The sequence below is a fragment of the Billgrantia saliphila genome (assembly GCF_002930105.1).
GTDB classification, from domain to species: Bacteria; Pseudomonadota; Gammaproteobacteria; order Pseudomonadales; family Halomonadaceae; genus Halomonas; species Halomonas saliphila.
This window is the reverse complement of sequence record NZ_PJRN01000007.1, coordinates 25,833-41,618: the sequence shown is the minus strand read 5'-3', so window position 1 is coordinate 41,618 and position 15,786 is coordinate 25,833. Positions and strand designations below refer to the sequence as shown.

Sequence of the window (15,786 nt, the reverse complement as noted above, 5' to 3'; positions counted from 1 at the left end):
CATGCAGATCTACAACACGCTGACGCGGCGCAAGGAGCCGCTCTCCCCGATCGAGCCGGGCAAGGTGCGCATGTATGTCTGCGGCATGACCGTCTACGACTACTGTCATCTGGGTCATGCGCGCGTGATGGTGGCCTTCGACGTGGTCACCCGCTACCTGCGCTGGCGCGGTTTCGACGTCAACTACGTGCGCAACATCACCGACATCGACGATAAGATCCTCAAGCGCGCCGACGAGAATGGCGAGAGCATCGCTTCGCTCACCACGCGCATGATCGACGCCATGCACGAGGACGAGGCGCGTCTGGGCGTGCTGCGTCCCGATTTCGAGCCGCGCGCCACGGGGCATGTCAGCGAGATCATCGCCATGATCGAGACCTTGATCGACAAGGGGTACGCCTACGCGGCCGATAATGGCGACGTCTACTATCGTGTGCGCAGGTTCGAGGGCTACGGCAAGCTCAACAACCGCAATCCCGACGAGATGCGCGCCGGCGCCAGGGTTGAAGTCGACGAGCACAAGGAGGACCCGCTCGACTTCGTGCTGTGGAAGGCGGCCAAGCCGGGTGAAGCGAGCTGGCCTTCGCCTTGGGGCGAGGGGCGCCCCGGCTGGCATATCGAATGTTCGGCCATGTCCACTTGCTGCCTGGGCGACACCTTCGACATCCATGGTGGCGGTCCGGACCTCACGTTCCCGCACCACGAGAACGAGATCGCCCAGTCGGAGGCCGCCACGGGCAAGCCTTACGTGAACACCTGGATGCATGCCGGCGCGGTGCGGGTAAACCAGGAGAAAATGTCCAAGTCGCTGGGCAATTTCTTCACCATTCGCGAGGTGCTCGAAGCGCACGACCCGGAAGTGGTGCGTTACCTGCTGGTGGCCAGTCACTACCGCAGCCCGATCAACTACGCGCCGGATTCGCTGGCCGAGGCACGCAAGTCGCTGGAACGTTTCTACAACGCTCTCGACGGTATGGTCATCGACGATGGTGGCGCGGAAGGCGATGGCGATGTGGCTGCCCGCTTCGGCGAACGCTTCGTCGCCGCCATGGACGACGACTTCAATACGCCCGAGGCACTATCGGTGTTGTTCGATCTGGTGCGCGAGCTGAACCGGGCCAGGAAGGATGCGCCGGAAATGGCGCCCGTGCTGGCTCGTGAGTTGCGTCGCCTGGGCGACGTACTGGGTCTGTTCGGTCAGGAGCCGCAGCGATTCCTCAAGGGCAGCCAGGCGGCGTTGCCACTTTCCGAAGACGAAATCGAGGCGCGCATTCGCCATCGTGCCGAGGCCAAGCAGGCCAGGGATTTCGCCACCGCCGATGCCATTCGCGACGAGCTTGCGGCACTCGGCATCGTGCTCAAGGATTCGCGAGAGGGCACGAGCTGGGTTTTCGAGGCGCCCCAGGCGCAGTAGCAGCGGAAGCGGAAGCAAAGCGCTGAACGCCCGGCCCTGGCCGGGCGTTCTCGTCTAGAAGACTTGACGAGGATGAGGCGGTAGGGGAATCAGGCGCGGCCAGTCGTCGTCCACCACGAACAGACGCCGATGGATGACATCGCCTCGCGAACGCTGAAGCAGGGCGATCTGGACCGGCGACGCGGGGCGGCTGAAGTGCTGTGCCAGGCGCGCCTCGAGCTCGCGCAGGGGGACGAACGCTTCGTCCCGGGGCAGCGCCAGCCAGTGCGGCTTGGCCAGCCAGGCGGCACATGTGTGCCTCGGCAGGCTGTCGCGCAGGCGCCGCCAGTCGCGCCAGGGCAGCCAATGCCCTCGGAGATGGTTCGTCGTCGCCTCGTGCGGTGCGGGAAGCGATGCTCGCCAAGGATAGAAGAGCACGCCTGGCATCGCCAGCTGGCGCTGAATGAGAATTGCCGGTGCCGGGCCGATATCTCGCGGATGCGTATGCAACTGGATCGTCTGGCGGGTTTCGTCCCATTCGGTCAGCCGCAACTGATGACGATCGAGATGCTCGCGCTTGGTCGCCAGGCTATCGGCTCCCCCTGGACCGATCCAGCGTGCCTGATCTCGAGCGTTGCCGGGCCCCGAGGCTAGGCCGAGGTAGAACTTGATCGCGACTTCGAGATGAATCGGCGTCGGATCGTCACGCCGCCGATAGAGGAGATCGAGTTCGCCCAGCGTGCGTTTGCCCTGATGAATGCGGAGGTTGCTGGCCAGCAGGCGCGTGGCCGGTGCCGCATCGAGCAGGAATTGCCAGAGGCGTTCGTGATAATGGCCCATGCGGCCCTCGATGGTACCGCTCACGCGGCGCTCCAGCGCTTGGGGGTGGGCTTCCTGCTCGTCGAGGAACGCGGTCAGCCGTCGATCGTCCTCCAGCCCCAATGCTGGACGCCCAGGACGCCCGGGCCAGGGTGTGGCGATCAAATCCGGCGTCAGCACTAACCATGCCAGATCCCTCACCAGCGGATGATGGCATCGGGCAAGCAGGCGGTGGTCGTCCTCGCGCATGATCGGCTCATGGCTCCGCGTTGAGGTGGATCTGACAGGCAAACTGTACACGCCTTATACTCTGGGTACATTCACAACGACGGTATTGCCTTATGAATCGCTCCCTGAGAGGTTTGGCGGCACTCGCCGCCGGCTCCTTGCTGCTGTTCGCTTCCGCCGGTGTCCAGGCCAACGAACCGGTCGTCGTGGCGTCCAAGATCGATACCGAAGGATCGGTATTGGGCCAGTTGATCATCCAGCGTCTGGAGCAGGGGGGGATCGAAACCGAAAACCGTCTGCAACTCGGCGCCACCAGTATCGTGCGCGAAGCGCTGCTGGCCGGCGAGATCGATCTCTACCCCGAGTACACCGGCAATGGCGCTTTCTTCTTCGACATGGGAGACAGCGATGTCTGGAACGATGCCGAGCGCGCCTTCGAGACGGTACGGCAGCGGGATGCCGACAACGGCTTGCGTTGGCTGGCGCCGGCTCCGGCCAATAACACCTGGGCGATGAGCGTACGCGGCGACCTGGCACGGGAGCACGACTTGAAGACGCTCGAAGACCTGGCGGACTATCTGAAAGAGGGGGGAGACTTCAAGTTCGCGGCGAGCGCTGAGTTCGTCGAATCCGAGCAGGCGCTGCCGGCGTTCCAGGAGGCCTACGGCTTCGAGCTGACGTCGGATCAATTACTGGTGCTTTCGGGCGGCAATACCGCCGCCACCATGCGGGCCGCCGCCCAGCAGACCAGCGGGGTCAACGGCGCCATGACCTACGGAACGGATGGGGGGCTGGCGGCGCTGGATCTGGTGGTACTCGAGGACACCAAGAATGTGCAGCCGATCTATCAGCCGGCGCCGGTGGTGCGTCAGGAGGTGCTCGATGAGCACCCCGAGATCGAGGAACTGCTCGCGCCGGTATTTCGCGCGCTCGACCTGGAGACGCTCCAGGAGCTCAACGGCAAGGTTGCGGTCGATGGCCTCGATCCGCGTCAAGTGGCTGAGGGCTTTCTCGAAGAGCTGCCGGAATAAGCTATGGAGAGCGGTAGACGCGTACCCAATAGGGTCCTGCTGGCCTTGATGCTGGCCGGTCTGCTGGCGTGGCTTGCGCTGGATGCCGTCAGCCTGGCTCCCAATCGCATCGTGCCTGGTAACTCGTATCGTGCTTTCGAGATAGGGGGGGGCTGGCCGGCACTGGCCATGACGCTGCCGATGCTGGTGGTGGCGGGGCTGGCCTGGCGGCCCTCGCCTCAGACGCTGCGGTTGGCTCTTTGGAGTGTGCTGGCGCTGCTGGTTCTGCTCCCCTGGTGGCTCGTCGCGGCGAGTGCCAGCCTGGTGGAACCGGAGATGCCGCAGGCGCGAATTGGAATTGGCGTCTCGATATGGCTATTGCTGTTCGTCTGGCTATTGACACTGATCGAGTTGCGTACTCGACTCGGACTGCCGCGCCAGTTGGGCTGGTTGCTACTGTTGCCCGTGCTGGCGAGCTGGTGGGTGGCGCTGGTGTGGTGGCTGGAACCACTGTCGCTCTACCGAGAATACCAGGCGCGTAGCGACCAGTTCCTGGCGGCCGTTACCACCCATCTTGCTCTGGTCGGAGCGGCGGTTCTCGCTAGCCTGGTCCTGGGTGCGCTGCTGGCGCTTGCCATGCGACGCCATCCCGGTGTGCGCCGTGCGGGCTTCGGTCTGCTCAACTTCCTGCAGACTGTGCCCAGTCTGGCGCTGTTCGGCCTGCTCCTGGCGCCGCTCGCCTGGCTCGGCGCTCGGTTCGATGCGCTGGCGGCCATTGGGGTCAGTGGCATCGGTTGGGCGCCGGCCTTCCTGGCATTGCTGGGCTACAGCCTGCTGCCAATGGTGCGCAACATGTATGTGGCGCTGGAGGAGGTCGACCCGGCGGTGATCGAATCGGCGCACGGGATGGGCATGAACCGGCGCCAGGTACTGCTCCAGGTGCGCTTGCCGCTGGCATTGCCGATCGTGCTCGAGGGTATTCGCATCACCACCGTGCAGGCGATCGGCCTCACGGCGGTAGCGGCACTGATCGGTGCCGGGGGGCTCGGCACCTTCGTCTTTCAGGGGCTGGGGCAGGCCGCCATGGATATGGTGCTGCTCGGGGCATTGCCGATACTGGGGCTTGCGCTGGTTGCCGACGCCGCGATCAGCGCTCTGAGTGAACGTCTCCGCCCGGGAGGGGCTGCATGATAGAGCTGTTCGGCGTCACCAAACGATTCGGCGGCGAGACCGCCGTCGATGCGCTTTCGCTGCGCGTCGAGAAGGGAGAAGTGTGCGTGCTGGTGGGCACCTCGGGGTGCGGCAAGTCGACGACGCTGCGCATGATCAATCGTCTGATCGAGCACGACGGGGGCGAGATTCATCTCGAGGGGGCCCCGGTGCGCAGTTTCGATGAGGTGACGCTGCGCCGACGCATCGGCTATGTGATCCAGAGTACCGGGTTGTTTCCGCACTGGACGGTCGCACGCAACATCGGGCTGGTGCCGCGACTGCTCAAGTGGCCGCGGGCACGCATTCAGGAGCGGGTCGAGGAGTTGATGCAACTGCTGGGGCTGCCGGTGCGGGAATTTGCCGGCAAGTACCCGCGGCAGCTTTCAGGCGGCCAGGCACAGCGCGTCGGCGTGGCCCGAGCGCTGGCCGCCGATCCCGAAATCCTGCTGATGGACGAGCCGTTCGGCGCCCTCGATCCCCTCACACGCCAGTCACTGCAGAAGGAATTGCAAGAGCTCCAGGCCCGCCTGCACAAGACCGTGGTCTTCGTGACTCACGACATGGACGAAGCGCTGGCATTGGCCGACCGTCTCGTGGTCATGCGCAAGGGTCGTATCGTGCAGCAGGGGCGCCCCATCGACCTGTTGCACGACCCGGCCGACGAGTTCGTCGAGTCACTGCTGGGCGGTATGGATCGCGGCCTCAAGGAGGCGGCATTGACCCGCGTCAGCGAGCGGATGCTGCCGTTGGGGCCGCGCCTTCTCGCCAGCGAACGTATCCCCTATGCCGCGCCGCTGAGCCAAGCGCTGTCACTGATGCTGTGGCATCGCGTGGAGCGCTTGACGGTGGTCGACGACGAGGACATACCCGTCGGCGAGCTGTCGCTGCGTCGACTGCTGGGGGGCAAGACGTCATGAGCCGCCAGGAGTTGACGATCGGTGCCGCGGGATTGCAAACGCAGATGCGTTCCTGGCTGGCCCCACTGGCCTGGCTATTCCTGCTGGTGTTGTTCGCCTCCGGCATGCCCCATCTAGAAGGAGCGTTTCGCTGGATCGAACCCGATAGTCGCGAGGTCATCTATCGGCGTGCCGGGTTCTTTGTGCTGCTGGGCCAGCACGTGCTGGTGGTGGGGGTGGCATCGCTGCTGGCCGTGGCGTTGGGCATAGGGTCGGCGATCGCCGTCACGCGTCCGGCCGGACGCGACTTCCTGCCGCTCGTCTCGCAGCTCGCATCGATCGGCCAGACCTTTCCACCCGTTGCCGTACTCGCGCTGGCGGTTCCGGCGCTGGGCTTCGGTACGCTGCCCATCATCGTTGCGTTGTTGCTCTACGGCCTGCTGCCTATCGTGCGCAACACCCTGACGGGGCTCGATGGCATCGACGCCGACGTACGCGAGGCGGCACGGGGCATGGGCATGACCGGTGGCCAGCTTCTACGCCAGGTCGAGCTGCCCCTGGCGGCGCCGGTGATACTGGCCGGTATTCGTACCTCCGTCACCGTCAACATCGCGACCGCGGCGCTGGGAGCCACCGTCGGTGCCAGCAACCTTGGCGACCCGATCATCGCGGGCATCATCAACGGCAACACCGCCTATATCGTACAGGGGGCGCTGCTGATCGGGCTGCTCGCCCTTGCCGTCGATAGCGTCTTCGAGCGCCTGCTGCGTCGCGGCTAGCGCCACGCGCGGCAGGGCCCGTCATGGCAATGACTTCACGCCAGTTCGCCATGCTCGATCAGGGTCGTCTCACCCACGCCCAGCAGCGATAGGGCGTGATCGCCGATGAAGGCGTCCACTTCGGCGGCACTCTGTACATTGCCCTCATCGACCCAGCCTTCCCCCGCCTCGGCGATGCGGAAGGCGTCCGCACCTTCTTCGATGCCGGGGTCGGCATCGGTATCCAGCACATAGAAGAGGTCGCCGGCGTCATCCTCGAACAGAAGGCCATCCAGGGTGTCGTCATCGTCATTGGCCACGGTGACGCCGAAGTCGAAGGTGCCGTCGAAGCGGCCGTCAGCGTCGATCGACCATTGCGTATCCCTGGTATCGCGAGCGAAGAAGGCGTCGTTGTAGGCAGCGCTGTCGTTGGAAAAGTTATGGCCGGCATTAAGCGTCACCTCTCCGCTCGACCGTACTCTGACAGCACCATCGGCACTTTCCGGATGCAGGATTGCTCCGGTCAACGCATAGAAATCCTCGGTTTCCACCAAGCTGTCGCCTGAAACAATGGCGAATCCATCCTCCAGCAACAGCTCGCCACGGGCTACCACGTCTTCCAGAGAAGTCGAAGCGTTGGGAGAATGGATACGGAAGCTGGCCATGTCATCCAGTTCGCCAGCGTTCCGATAACGCAACCCGTTGCCTGCCGTTCCGCCGGTGTAGCTCAGATCACGACCTTCAACGGTAATGCCGTTCTGGCCAACTTCGGAGCCAACGATCTCGGCCGTGCCACGCGCCTGGCCGGCAAATGCACCGATATCGATGTTCAGGGTGTCTTCACCAGGTGGCACAATGTCGCCGCGCAGTTCGGCCGCGTCGATACGAACCGACTCGACCTGAGTGCTGGCCTCGTCGGTGTAGAAAACGACTCGGCCACCGCCCTCGAGGTTGACCTCTTCGAGATGATTCAGTTCGAGGCCCGATAGCAGCAGCTCGCCGTCGGTGGAGGCATCCACCTGCTGCAAAGCGTCCGAATCGGCAATGGAGGTGAGGTGAAACCTTGCATCGCCCGTGACCTTTAGCCGCTCCAGGTTCTCGGCGTTGATATCCAGGCTGTGATAGGTGCCACCATGGGCTTCATCACCTTCATAGATGCTCACCATGTCCAGGTTGAAGGTGGCTTCGGTCAGGTGCGCGCCATGCAGCGTGGCATTACTGAACCAGCCGGGCGCGTCGACCCGCAGCGACTGGGCCGCATCGGCATGGATGGTACCGCTAAACCCGGTGTCATCAGCCACGTACAGGCTCACCGATTCGCTGTTGGGCAAATGGTAGGTACCGCTGGGAGAGTCATATTCGGGATTCGGATCTTCCGACAAGAAGGTGTCGATCGCCGCGGGGCCGCTGCCGTCGAAGCGGAAGACGCCGTGGTACTCCTCATTCCTTTCATCGGCACTCAGGTTCAGCGCCAGGGCAGCGTCGCCCATGTCGTCGTACGTCATGTCCTCGTCGGTACTGCCCAGCGTGACGGTTTCCACGTGCCTCTCTTCATCATCCTCTTCTTCGTCGCGTTCCCGCTCCGAGGGTGTAATCGTCTCGTTGAGGAGGCGCATCATTTGTCCTGCCGGGCCCTCGCGTAGTGCGGAGATCGCTGTCTCGAGATCCTGCGAGAGGGTTCGCTGATGCATGTCGCGGAACAGGGCAGTCGTCTCTTGCATGCGGTTCAGGTCGGCATAGAGTTCCTGTTGCTGTTCTCTGAGCTCGGTAAGCCCCGAGTGAAGCTCGCTCAGGATCGAGTCGTTTGAACGAAGCAGGGCGGCAGGGGTGGAGCCATGTGCTTCCAGTGGAAGGTCGATACGTTGGGCGAAGGATGGGATCGCTGCCTTGGGATCGCGAGTCATTCAAATACTCCCTTTCGACTGGCCACGAGCGAACTTCGCTGCCCGAGGTGGGGAATTTTTTGTGACGTGCTGTAGCGTGTTATGGGTGCGATTTGCCGTGCTGGCGCGCCACTACTGTGTAGTAAAGAAAGCGAGGCGCAGCAAGGGTGCGGGAGGCAGGTTGGTTCACACTGCGGCGCCAGGGGAGGGGCCGCGTCGTTGGCGCGCCGCGGGGATCGTCGGAACAGAGCGAGGCACTTCATGCATTCAGCTTCAAGGCAGTCGATTCCTTATACGAACCGCCAATAGGCCAGCAAAATAGATGCGCTAAGATCCATCTTACGTTAACGTCAACTGATCCAGCGTTGGCGGGTCGCTGGGTGACCCTCTGGCGGCCGGCTACATTAGAGACAACACTGCCCTCACAAGGGGCGGTTTTTCCTCCTGCCACTACCCAAGGACCAGGAAGATGACAACAACTTATGACGTCCATGCGCCGGAGTTCATGACCGGCGATGAGTTCCAGATCCCGACGTTCCGGCTATTGCAGCAGGATGGCACCCTGTTCGAAGGCGCCGAGGCGCCCGAGCTCGATGAGGAGAAGGCGCTGAAGATCTATCGCGCCATGCTCGTCACGCGCGTGCTCGACGAGCGTATGATGGCGGCGCAGCGCCAGGGGCGGCTCTCCTTCTACATGCAATGTACCGGCGAGGAGGCCGCCGTGATCGGCGCGACCGCGGCACTCGACGACGCCGACATGATCATGGCGCAGTACCGGGAGCAGGGGGCGTTGGTCTATCGCGGCTTCAGCTACGACGAGTTCATGAATCAGTTGTTCGGCAACGAGCTCGATTACGGCAAGGGACGTCAGATGCCGATCCATTACGGGTCGCGCAAGTTGCACTACATGACCATCTCCTCACCGCTGGCAACCCAGATTCCCCAGGCCACCGGTTATGCCTACGGCCAGAAGCTGGCCGGCGAGGGCCACTGCACCATCACCTTCTTCGGCGAGGGCGCGGCCTCCGAGGGCGATTTCCACGCTGCCCTGAACATGGCGTCGGTGCACAAGGTGCCGGTGATCTTCTTCTGTCGCAACAACGGCTATGCGATATCCACGCCGGCCAGCGAGCAGTTCGCCGCCGACGGCATCGCACCGCGTGCCTTCGGCTACCGCATGCATGTCATTCGCGTCGACGGCAACGACGTGCTCGCCGTCTATCGGGCCACTCAGGAGGCACGCAAGATTGCGGTCGAGATGAACCAGCCGGTACTGATCGAGGCGATGACCTATCGCTTGGCGGCTCACTCTTCCTCGGACGATCCCTCGGGCTACCGCTCGCGCAAGGAAGAGGAAGCGTGGCGCGAGAAGGACCCGATCCTGCGCATGCAGCGTTGGATGATCGATCGCGGCTGGTGGAGCGAGGAGCAGGAGAAGAGCCTTCAGGAGAGCCTGCGCCGCGAGGTGCTAGAAACCATGAAGCGCGCCGAGAAGCGCCCGCCACCGCCCCTGGACAGCCTGGTGACCGACGTCTACGCCGACGTCACGCCCGCATTGCAGCGCCAGCTCGACGCGCTCAAGACCCATATCCGCAGGCATCCGGACGCCTACCCCAGGGGGGCTCGATCGCTCGATCCCGACGTCAGCGTCGACACCACCGACACCAAGGCCAGCGAAGAGCAAGGGGGAGCCTGAGATGCCCAAGATGAACATGCTTCAGGCGATCAACAACGCCCTCGACATCGCCATGGCCGAAGACGAGAAGGTGCTTTGCTTCGGTGAGGACGTCGGTGTGTTCGGCGGCGTCTTTCGCGCCACCAGTCATCTGCAGGAGAAGTACGGCCGCGACCGCTGCTTCAACACGCCGCTGGTGGAGCAGGGCATCATCGGTTTTGCCAACGGCCTGGCGGCCCAGGGCTCGGTGCCGGTGGCCGAGATCCAGTTTGCCGACTACATCTTTCCGGCCTTCGACCAGATCGTCAACGAGACCGCCAAGTTCCGTTTCCGCTCGGGCGATCTGTTCAATGTCGGCGGGCTGACGATACGCACGCCGTACGGCGGCGGTATCTCCGGTGGTCTCTATCACTCCCAGTCGCCCGAGGCTTACTTCGCGCACACGCCTGGGCTCAAGGTCGTGGTGCCGCGCAACCCCTATCAGGCGAAGGGGCTGCTGCTGTCGGCCATCCGCGATCCGGATCCGGTGGTCTTCTTCGAACCCAAGCGGCTCTATCGCGCCTCGGTCGGCGAGGTCCCCGAGGAGGACTTCCAGTTGCCCATCGGCGAGGCCGAGGTGATCAAGGAGGGCAGCGACATCACCGTGCTGGGCTGGGGCGCGCAGATGGAGGTGATCGACCACGCCGTGGAGCTGGCTGAGAAAGAGGGCATCTCCTGCGAGGTGATCGACCTGCGTACCATCCTGCCCTGGGACGAGGACACCGTGGCCGAGTCGGTGCTCAAGACCGGCCGCCTGGTGATTACCCACGAGGCACCGCGCACCGGCGGTTTCGCCGGCGAAATCGCCGCTACCGTCCAGGAGCGCTGCTTCCTGTACCTGGAGTCGCCCATCGAGCGGGTGACGGGTCTGGATACGCCTTTCCCGTTGACGCTGGAGAAGGAGTATTTGCCCGATCACTTGAAAATCTTCGAAGCGATCAAGGCATCCGTGGCGTTCTGACGCCCGATATCAGGACAGGAGACAACGATGAGCGACTTCATGCTGCCCGATATCGGCGAAGGTATCGTGGAATGCGAGATTGTGGAATGGCGCGTCGATGAAGGCGACGTCATCGAGGAAGACCAGCCGGTGGTCGAGGTGATGACCGACAAGGCCCTGGTCGAGATCACCGCCCCCGAGGCCGGGCGCGTCACCAAGCTCTACGTGCCCAAGGGCGAGATCGCCAAGGTACATGCGCCGCTGTTCGCCTATGAGGCCGAAGGGAGCGAACAGAGCGTCACGCCGGAGCCGCCGCGTCCCGTTGCCCGGCCGGAGGACGAAGTGGCGAGTCCGGTCGAGGAAGCACCCTCTCCGCGGCCCGAGTCCGCCGGTTCGGCGACGTCGGCCGCTGACGTTTCGCGCGACTTCATCCTGCCCGACATCGGCGAGGGCATCGTCGAGTGCGAGGTGGTGGAGTGGCGCGTGGCCGAGGGGGAACATATCGAGGAGGACCAGCCGCTGGTCGACGTGATGACCGACAAGGCGATGGTCGAGATCACGGCCCCCGAGGCGGGCACGGTGAGTCAGTTGTATGTGCCCAAGGGCGAGATCGCCAAGGTGCATGCGCCGCTGTTCGCCTATGTGCCGGATCAGGTCGAAGCGACCGATGCCGCGCCCGAGAAGCGGACGGCGCCCCAGGCGGAGGCGGTTAGCGAGGCGTCGGCGGTATCTCCGGTCGCCTCCGGCGGTCGGGGGCCCTACGGGCGTATCCCGGCGAGCCCGGCGGTGCGTCGCCTGGTGCGCGAGCACGGGCTTTCTCTCGAGGCGATCTCCGGCTCCGGCAAGGAGGGGCGTGTGCTCAAGGAGGACGTGCTGCGTTACCTGGAGCGGGGGGAAACACAGCCCGCTGCGGTCGCCACGCAGCCCGCCCCCCGTGATGCGTCGCCAGCGAGGGCGACATCGACCCCCACCCGTGATGAGAGCGAGGTGCGAGTCGAACCTATCCGCGGTGTGCGCGCGGTGATGGCGCGGCGCATGGTCGAATCGGCCAGTACCATTCCTCACTTTCAGTATGGCGAGGAGATCGACGTCACCGAGCTGCTGGCACTGCGTGAGCGGTTGAAACCCGTGGCGGAGGCGCAGCAGACCCGTCTGACCCTGATGCCGTTCTTCATGAAAGCGCTGGCCTTGGCGATCCGCGACTACCCGATCCTCAACGCCCGGCTCAATTCCGAGGTGACCGAGATCCACTACCTGCCCTCGGTCAACATCGGCATGGCGGTGGATAGCCAGTCGGGCCTGATCGTGCCCAACGTCAAGCACGTCGAGCGGCTCACGGTGCTCGACGTGGCCCGCGAGGTCCAGCGTCTCACCGCCGATGCCCGCGAGGGCCGAGTCGCGCAGGAGGACCTCAAGGGCGGCACCATCAGCATCTCCAATATCGGCGCGTTCGGCGGCACCTATGCGTCGCCGATCATCAACGCCCCGGAGCTGGCCATCGTCGCCATCGGCAAGAGCCAATGGCTGCCGCGCTTCGACGACCGCGGGGAAGTGACGCGGCGCGCGATCATGACGGCTACCTGGGCGGGCGACCACCGCGTGATCGACGGCGGCACCATCGCCCGCTTCTGCAATGCCTGGAAGGGTTATCTCGAGAGTCCCGAGACGATGCTCCTGCATCTCGGCTAGCATGTGTGAGCCGTCCGAGCCATTGGCATCGAGACGGCTTCCCACCGACAGGCAGGCATGACATGTCTCAGGCGCCGCTGCAGCAGTTCTACATCCCTGAAGAGCAGTCGATCTATCTGCTCAGCCACGACGACGCGCGCAAGCTCAAGGAGTGGGTGGCGCTGTGTTGCGCCCAGCTCGAGCAGTTGGGTTACCGGGACATCGAACTGATCGGCAAGGGTGCTTACGGCTTCGTATTTGCCGGCATTACGGCCCATAGCGAGGAGTACGTATTCAAGTTCACCCGGGTCAACCTGCCCCAGCAATTGCAGGATCGCCTCGAGGAGGAGGCTTTCATGCTGGAGCAGGTCGACCACCCCCGGGTGCCGCGCCTGATCGCCTTCCAGCGCGTGCGCAACCAGTCGATCCTGATGATGCAGCGTGCGCCGGGAATCAATCTGGAAGAGGTCTCGCTGCGCGAGGGGCGCCTCTCACCGCGCCTGGTGGTGCGCATCGCCGACCAGCTCGCCGACATCCTGCGCAGCCTGCGCCGCGAGTCAGGGCCGGCGGGGCGGCCCATCGTCCATGGCGACATCAAACCGTCGAACCTGGTTTACGATGCCCGCTGCGAGGCGGTGGCACTGATCGACTGGGGCTCGTCGGTGTTCGCTCAGCTCGATGCCAACCAGCAGTTCGTGTCGGCCAACGTGATGGAGCTGATGTCGGACAACCTGCAGCAGACCAATGCGCGTCTTGGTGACGTCTACTTCATCGGCGAGGAGCAGTTGAACGGCGCGTTGTCGTCGCCGCGCTTCGATGAACAGGGCACCGCCGGCACGCTGTACGCATTGGCCTCGGCCCAGTCGTGCCGCTTCGGCCATCGCGCCATTCCAGCCACCTCCCTAGGCCTGCCCATGGAGTTCGCTCGCATGCTCGACGGCATGCTCGACCCCGACCCGCGCGTGCGCCTACGCGCCGGGGATCACTTCATTCGCGAGATGCCGCGCCTGGCGCGGGTGGTGATGATCGACCTGCCGGAAGCCGCGGAGTCGCCGCTGGTGCCGACCTGGGTACGGCCCTCGACTCGCGAGATCGATACCGTGGTGTACAGCTCGCGCAAGGCTTTCCTGCGCGAGGAGGGCGGCCGCGAGACGCTCAACGACGTCAATGACGTGCAGCTCGATCGTTACTACAAGAACTTCATGCAGGGCATGGGCGAGACCGAGAAGGCGTTCCTGGCGGCCGTGAGCCGCCTGGGCAAGTATCCTGTGGTAGGCGGGCTCGCCGTGCGTTGGGAAGCCGATGGGGTCTACATCGACACCTCGTTGAATCTGCACGATACCAGGCTCAAGTCGGCCTTCGTCGCCGCGGTCAACAACATGGTCAATCTGGCCCGCGCCATCTATCGCCAAGGCATCTTCAAGAGCTGCCTGTTCAACGCTCGCGATACCTTGCACCTGGACCGCGAGAGCCCGGCGCACCCCTTCGTCATCGAACCCGGCATGCGGTTGCGCTACGAGGTCAGCGCGGTACCCGAGCTGGAGGACCGCAGCCGCCTGCACAGCTACTTCGAGGACGGACCCGACCCCGAGGAGTTCCTGGTCCTGCCGGAGCCGATCATCACCTCGCTGGAGGCGCTCAACGAGATCCACCACACCGGCATGATCATCTTCGAAGCGCTGCCGCAGCACCTCAAGATCCATAGCTACTACCGCCTGCTCGATCCGTCGCGGGAGGCGGAGTTCCGCCGCCGCCTCGAGGATATCCTCGATGCCGTCGGATTGATCGAAGGGCTCGGTGTGTCGGGCTTCATGAAGATGCCCTACAAGGACACGCGTTTCTTCGCCCATATCGAACGTCAACCCGAACGCTACTACCCGCGCAACCCTCGGGATGAGCTGCGGCATGACGGCGCCCGAGGCTAGGCTCGAGCGCCGTCGCACTCAGCGGGTCATGGTCTGGGGCAGGTAGAGGGCGATCTCGGGGAATAGGTGCATCAGCGCGATCGCGACCAGCATGAGCAGGAAGAACGGCAGCGTGGCCTTGGTGATGGTGACGATATCCTTGCCCGTGAGGCCCTGGATCACGAACAGGTTGAAACCCACGGGCGGCGTGATCTGCGACATCTCCACCACGATGACCAGATAGATGCCGAACCAGATGAGGTCGAAGCCGGCAGCGTTCACCAGCGGCATGATGATGGCCGTTACCAGCAGGATCAGCGAAATCCCGTCGAGAAAACAGCCCATGATCAGCAGCAGCAGGGTCAGGGCGACCAGCAGCATGGTGGGCGACAGGCCCATCTCGCCGATGGCTCGGGCCAGTTGCATCGGTACCTGGGTGAAGCCCATGGCCGAGGTCAAGAACGAGGCCGCGGCGATGATGAAGGCGATCATGCAGGCGGTACGCACGGCGGCGAACAGCGAATCCCTGAAGATGGCGGCATCGAAGCTGCCATTCCAGCGGGCGATCAGCATCGACAGCACCACGCCGACCGCCGCCGCCTCGGTGGGAGAAGCCAGCCCGCCGTAGATCGACGCAATGATACCGCCGATCAGCAGCAGGATCGGTATGAGCTCCAGCGTCTGGCGCAATTTTTTGGCCAGAGGCAGGCCGGACTCGTCCCGTCCGGTAAGGCCGCGACGGTTGCCGCTGACCAGCGACCAGACGATCAGGTAGCCCATGAACAGCGCCAGGATCATCAGGCCCGGACCGATTCCCGCCATGAACAGACGCGAGATCGACTGCTCGGTCACCACGCCATACACGATCAGCACGATCGAAGGGGGAATCAGCAGCCCCAGGGTGGAGGCGCTGGCCAGGGTGCCGATGGCCATGTTGACGTCGTATCCGCGTCGTTCGAGCTCCGGCAGGGTCATCTTGCCCACCGTGGCGCAGGTGGCGGCAGAGGAGCCGCATACCGCGGCGAACATGCCACTGCCGACTATGTTGGTGTGCAGCAGACGGCCGGGCACACGATTGAGCCACGGCGAGAGGCCGCGGAACATGCTGTCGGCGAGCCCCGAGCGAAACAGGATCTCGCCCATCCAGATGAACATAGGCAGGGCGGTCAGATCCCAGCCATAGCTGGCGCCCCAGAAATCGGAAGCCAGAATCGGGCCTGGATCGAAGGAGCTGAAGAAGGCCAGCACAACCCAGGCGGTACCGATCAGCGCGAAGGCGATCCACACGCCGCTGCCGAGCAGGATCGCCAGCGTGGCGATGGTGGCCAGACTCAGTATCAACACGTGTCTACTCCGTATCG

General features: G+C 64.1%; 12 protein-coding genes. 9 read left to right on the top strand and 3 right to left on the bottom strand.

What is annotated here, in order from left to right; all coding sequences use genetic code 11:
- The first annotated feature begins 1 nt into the window (after position 1).
- A complete protein-coding gene (cysS, locus tag CYJ07_RS09495) occupies positions 2-1,414 on the top strand; it encodes a cysteine--tRNA ligase (RefSeq protein ID WP_104203463.1) in 1,413 nt (470 codons plus the stop codon).
- Between the two features lie 54 nt (positions 1,415-1,468).
- On the opposite strand, the gene CYJ07_RS09490 is transcribed toward cysS, so the two are convergent.
- Entirely contained in the window at positions 1,469-2,461 is a 993-nt protein-coding gene (locus tag CYJ07_RS09490; protein WP_104203462.1) for a DUF1853 family protein, read from the bottom strand.
- A 92-nt stretch (positions 2,462-2,553) separates the two neighbouring features.
- Here CYJ07_RS09490 and osmF point away from each other — a divergent pair, with 92 nt between their 5' ends.
- From osmF to CYJ07_RS09470, 4 genes are read left to right on the top strand one after another with little or no spacing between them, the layout of a single operon-like run.
- Positions 2,554-3,471: a glycine betaine ABC transporter substrate-binding protein OsmF gene (osmF, locus tag CYJ07_RS09485; protein WP_104203461.1), complete on the top strand. Its 918-nt coding sequence runs from the start codon at positions 2,554-2,556 to the stop codon at positions 3,469-3,471.
- Positions 3,472-3,474: 3 nt separating this feature from the next.
- Positions 3,475-4,641, top strand: a complete 1,167-nt coding sequence (locus CYJ07_RS09480; RefSeq protein ID WP_104203460.1) for an ABC transporter permease — start codon at positions 3,475-3,477, stop codon at positions 4,639-4,641.
- Entirely contained in the window at positions 4,638-5,579 is a 942-nt protein-coding gene (locus tag CYJ07_RS09475; protein ID WP_104203459.1) for an ABC transporter ATP-binding protein, read from the top strand. Before CYJ07_RS09480 ends, CYJ07_RS09475 begins: the two co-directional genes overlap by 4 nt.
- Positions 5,576-6,337: an ABC transporter permease gene (locus CYJ07_RS09470; protein ID WP_231489590.1), complete on the top strand. Its 762-nt coding sequence runs from the start codon at positions 5,576-5,578 to the stop codon at positions 6,335-6,337. Before CYJ07_RS09475 ends, CYJ07_RS09470 begins: the two co-directional genes overlap by 4 nt.
- A gap of 35 nt (positions 6,338-6,372) precedes the next feature.
- Here CYJ07_RS09470 and CYJ07_RS09465 read toward each other — a convergent pair whose 3' ends face one another.
- A complete protein-coding gene (locus CYJ07_RS09465) occupies positions 6,373-8,220 on the bottom strand; it encodes a hypothetical protein (protein WP_104203457.1) in 1,848 nt (615 codons plus the stop codon).
- 448 nt (positions 8,221-8,668) lie between these two features.
- Here CYJ07_RS09465 and CYJ07_RS09460 point away from each other — a divergent pair, with 448 nt between their 5' ends.
- The 4 genes from CYJ07_RS09460 to CYJ07_RS09445 all read left to right on the top strand — a co-directional run bounded on the left by CYJ07_RS09460 (position 8,669) and on the right by CYJ07_RS09445 (position 14,446).
- On the top strand, positions 8,669-9,895 hold the full coding sequence (locus CYJ07_RS09460) for a thiamine pyrophosphate-dependent dehydrogenase E1 component subunit alpha (protein ID WP_104203456.1): 1,227 nt from the start codon (positions 8,669-8,671) through the stop codon (positions 9,893-9,895).
- Between the two features lies 1 nt (position 9,896).
- Positions 9,897-10,874 carry an alpha-ketoacid dehydrogenase subunit beta gene (locus CYJ07_RS09455; RefSeq protein ID WP_104203455.1) on the top strand — a complete coding sequence of 326 codons (978 nt, stop codon included), beginning with the start codon at positions 9,897-9,899 and terminating at the stop codon, positions 10,872-10,874.
- A gap of 27 nt (positions 10,875-10,901) precedes the next feature.
- Positions 10,902-12,542, top strand: coding sequence for a dihydrolipoyllysine-residue acetyltransferase (locus CYJ07_RS09450; RefSeq protein WP_104203454.1), 1,641 nt, complete (start codon positions 10,902-10,904; stop codon positions 12,540-12,542).
- Positions 12,543-12,604: 62 nt separating this feature from the next.
- Positions 12,605-14,446: a protein kinase domain-containing protein gene (locus CYJ07_RS09445; protein WP_104203453.1), complete on the top strand. Its 1,842-nt coding sequence runs from the start codon at positions 12,605-12,607 to the stop codon at positions 14,444-14,446.
- Positions 14,447-14,464: 18 nt separating this feature from the next.
- Here the strand turns inward: CYJ07_RS09445 and CYJ07_RS09440 are convergent, their stop codons facing one another.
- Positions 14,465-15,769 carry a TRAP transporter large permease gene (locus CYJ07_RS09440; protein ID WP_104203452.1) on the bottom strand — a complete coding sequence of 435 codons (1,305 nt, stop codon included), beginning with the start codon at positions 15,767-15,769 and terminating at the stop codon, positions 14,465-14,467.
- Positions 15,770-15,786 lie beyond the last annotated feature (17 nt).

Bases quoted from the DNA above. Each gene is read 5' to 3' on its own strand.
- cysS (WP_104203463.1), top strand. From the start codon at position 2: ATGCAGATCTACAACACGCTGACGCGGCGCAAGGAGCCGCTCTCCCCG.
- CYJ07_RS09490 (WP_104203462.1), bottom strand. From the start codon at position 2,461: ATGCGCGAGGACGACCACCGCCTGCTTGCCCGATGCCATCATCCGCTG.
- osmF (WP_104203461.1), top strand. From the start codon at position 2,554: ATGAATCGCTCCCTGAGAGGTTTGGCGGCACTCGCCGCCGGCTCCTTG.
- CYJ07_RS09480 (WP_104203460.1), top strand. From the start codon at position 3,475: ATGGAGAGCGGTAGACGCGTACCCAATAGGGTCCTGCTGGCCTTGATG.
- CYJ07_RS09475 (WP_104203459.1), top strand. From the start codon at position 4,638: ATGATAGAGCTGTTCGGCGTCACCAAACGATTCGGCGGCGAGACCGCC.
- CYJ07_RS09470 (WP_231489590.1), top strand. From the start codon at position 5,576: ATGAGCCGCCAGGAGTTGACGATCGGTGCCGCGGGATTGCAAACGCAG.
- CYJ07_RS09465 (WP_104203457.1), bottom strand. From the start codon at position 8,220: ATGACTCGCGATCCCAAGGCAGCGATCCCATCCTTCGCCCAACGTATC.
- CYJ07_RS09460 (WP_104203456.1), top strand. From the start codon at position 8,669: ATGACAACAACTTATGACGTCCATGCGCCGGAGTTCATGACCGGCGAT.
- CYJ07_RS09455 (WP_104203455.1), top strand. From the start codon at position 9,897: ATGCCCAAGATGAACATGCTTCAGGCGATCAACAACGCCCTCGACATC.
- CYJ07_RS09450 (WP_104203454.1), top strand. From the start codon at position 10,902: ATGAGCGACTTCATGCTGCCCGATATCGGCGAAGGTATCGTGGAATGC.
- CYJ07_RS09445 (WP_104203453.1), top strand. From the start codon at position 12,605: ATGTCTCAGGCGCCGCTGCAGCAGTTCTACATCCCTGAAGAGCAGTCG.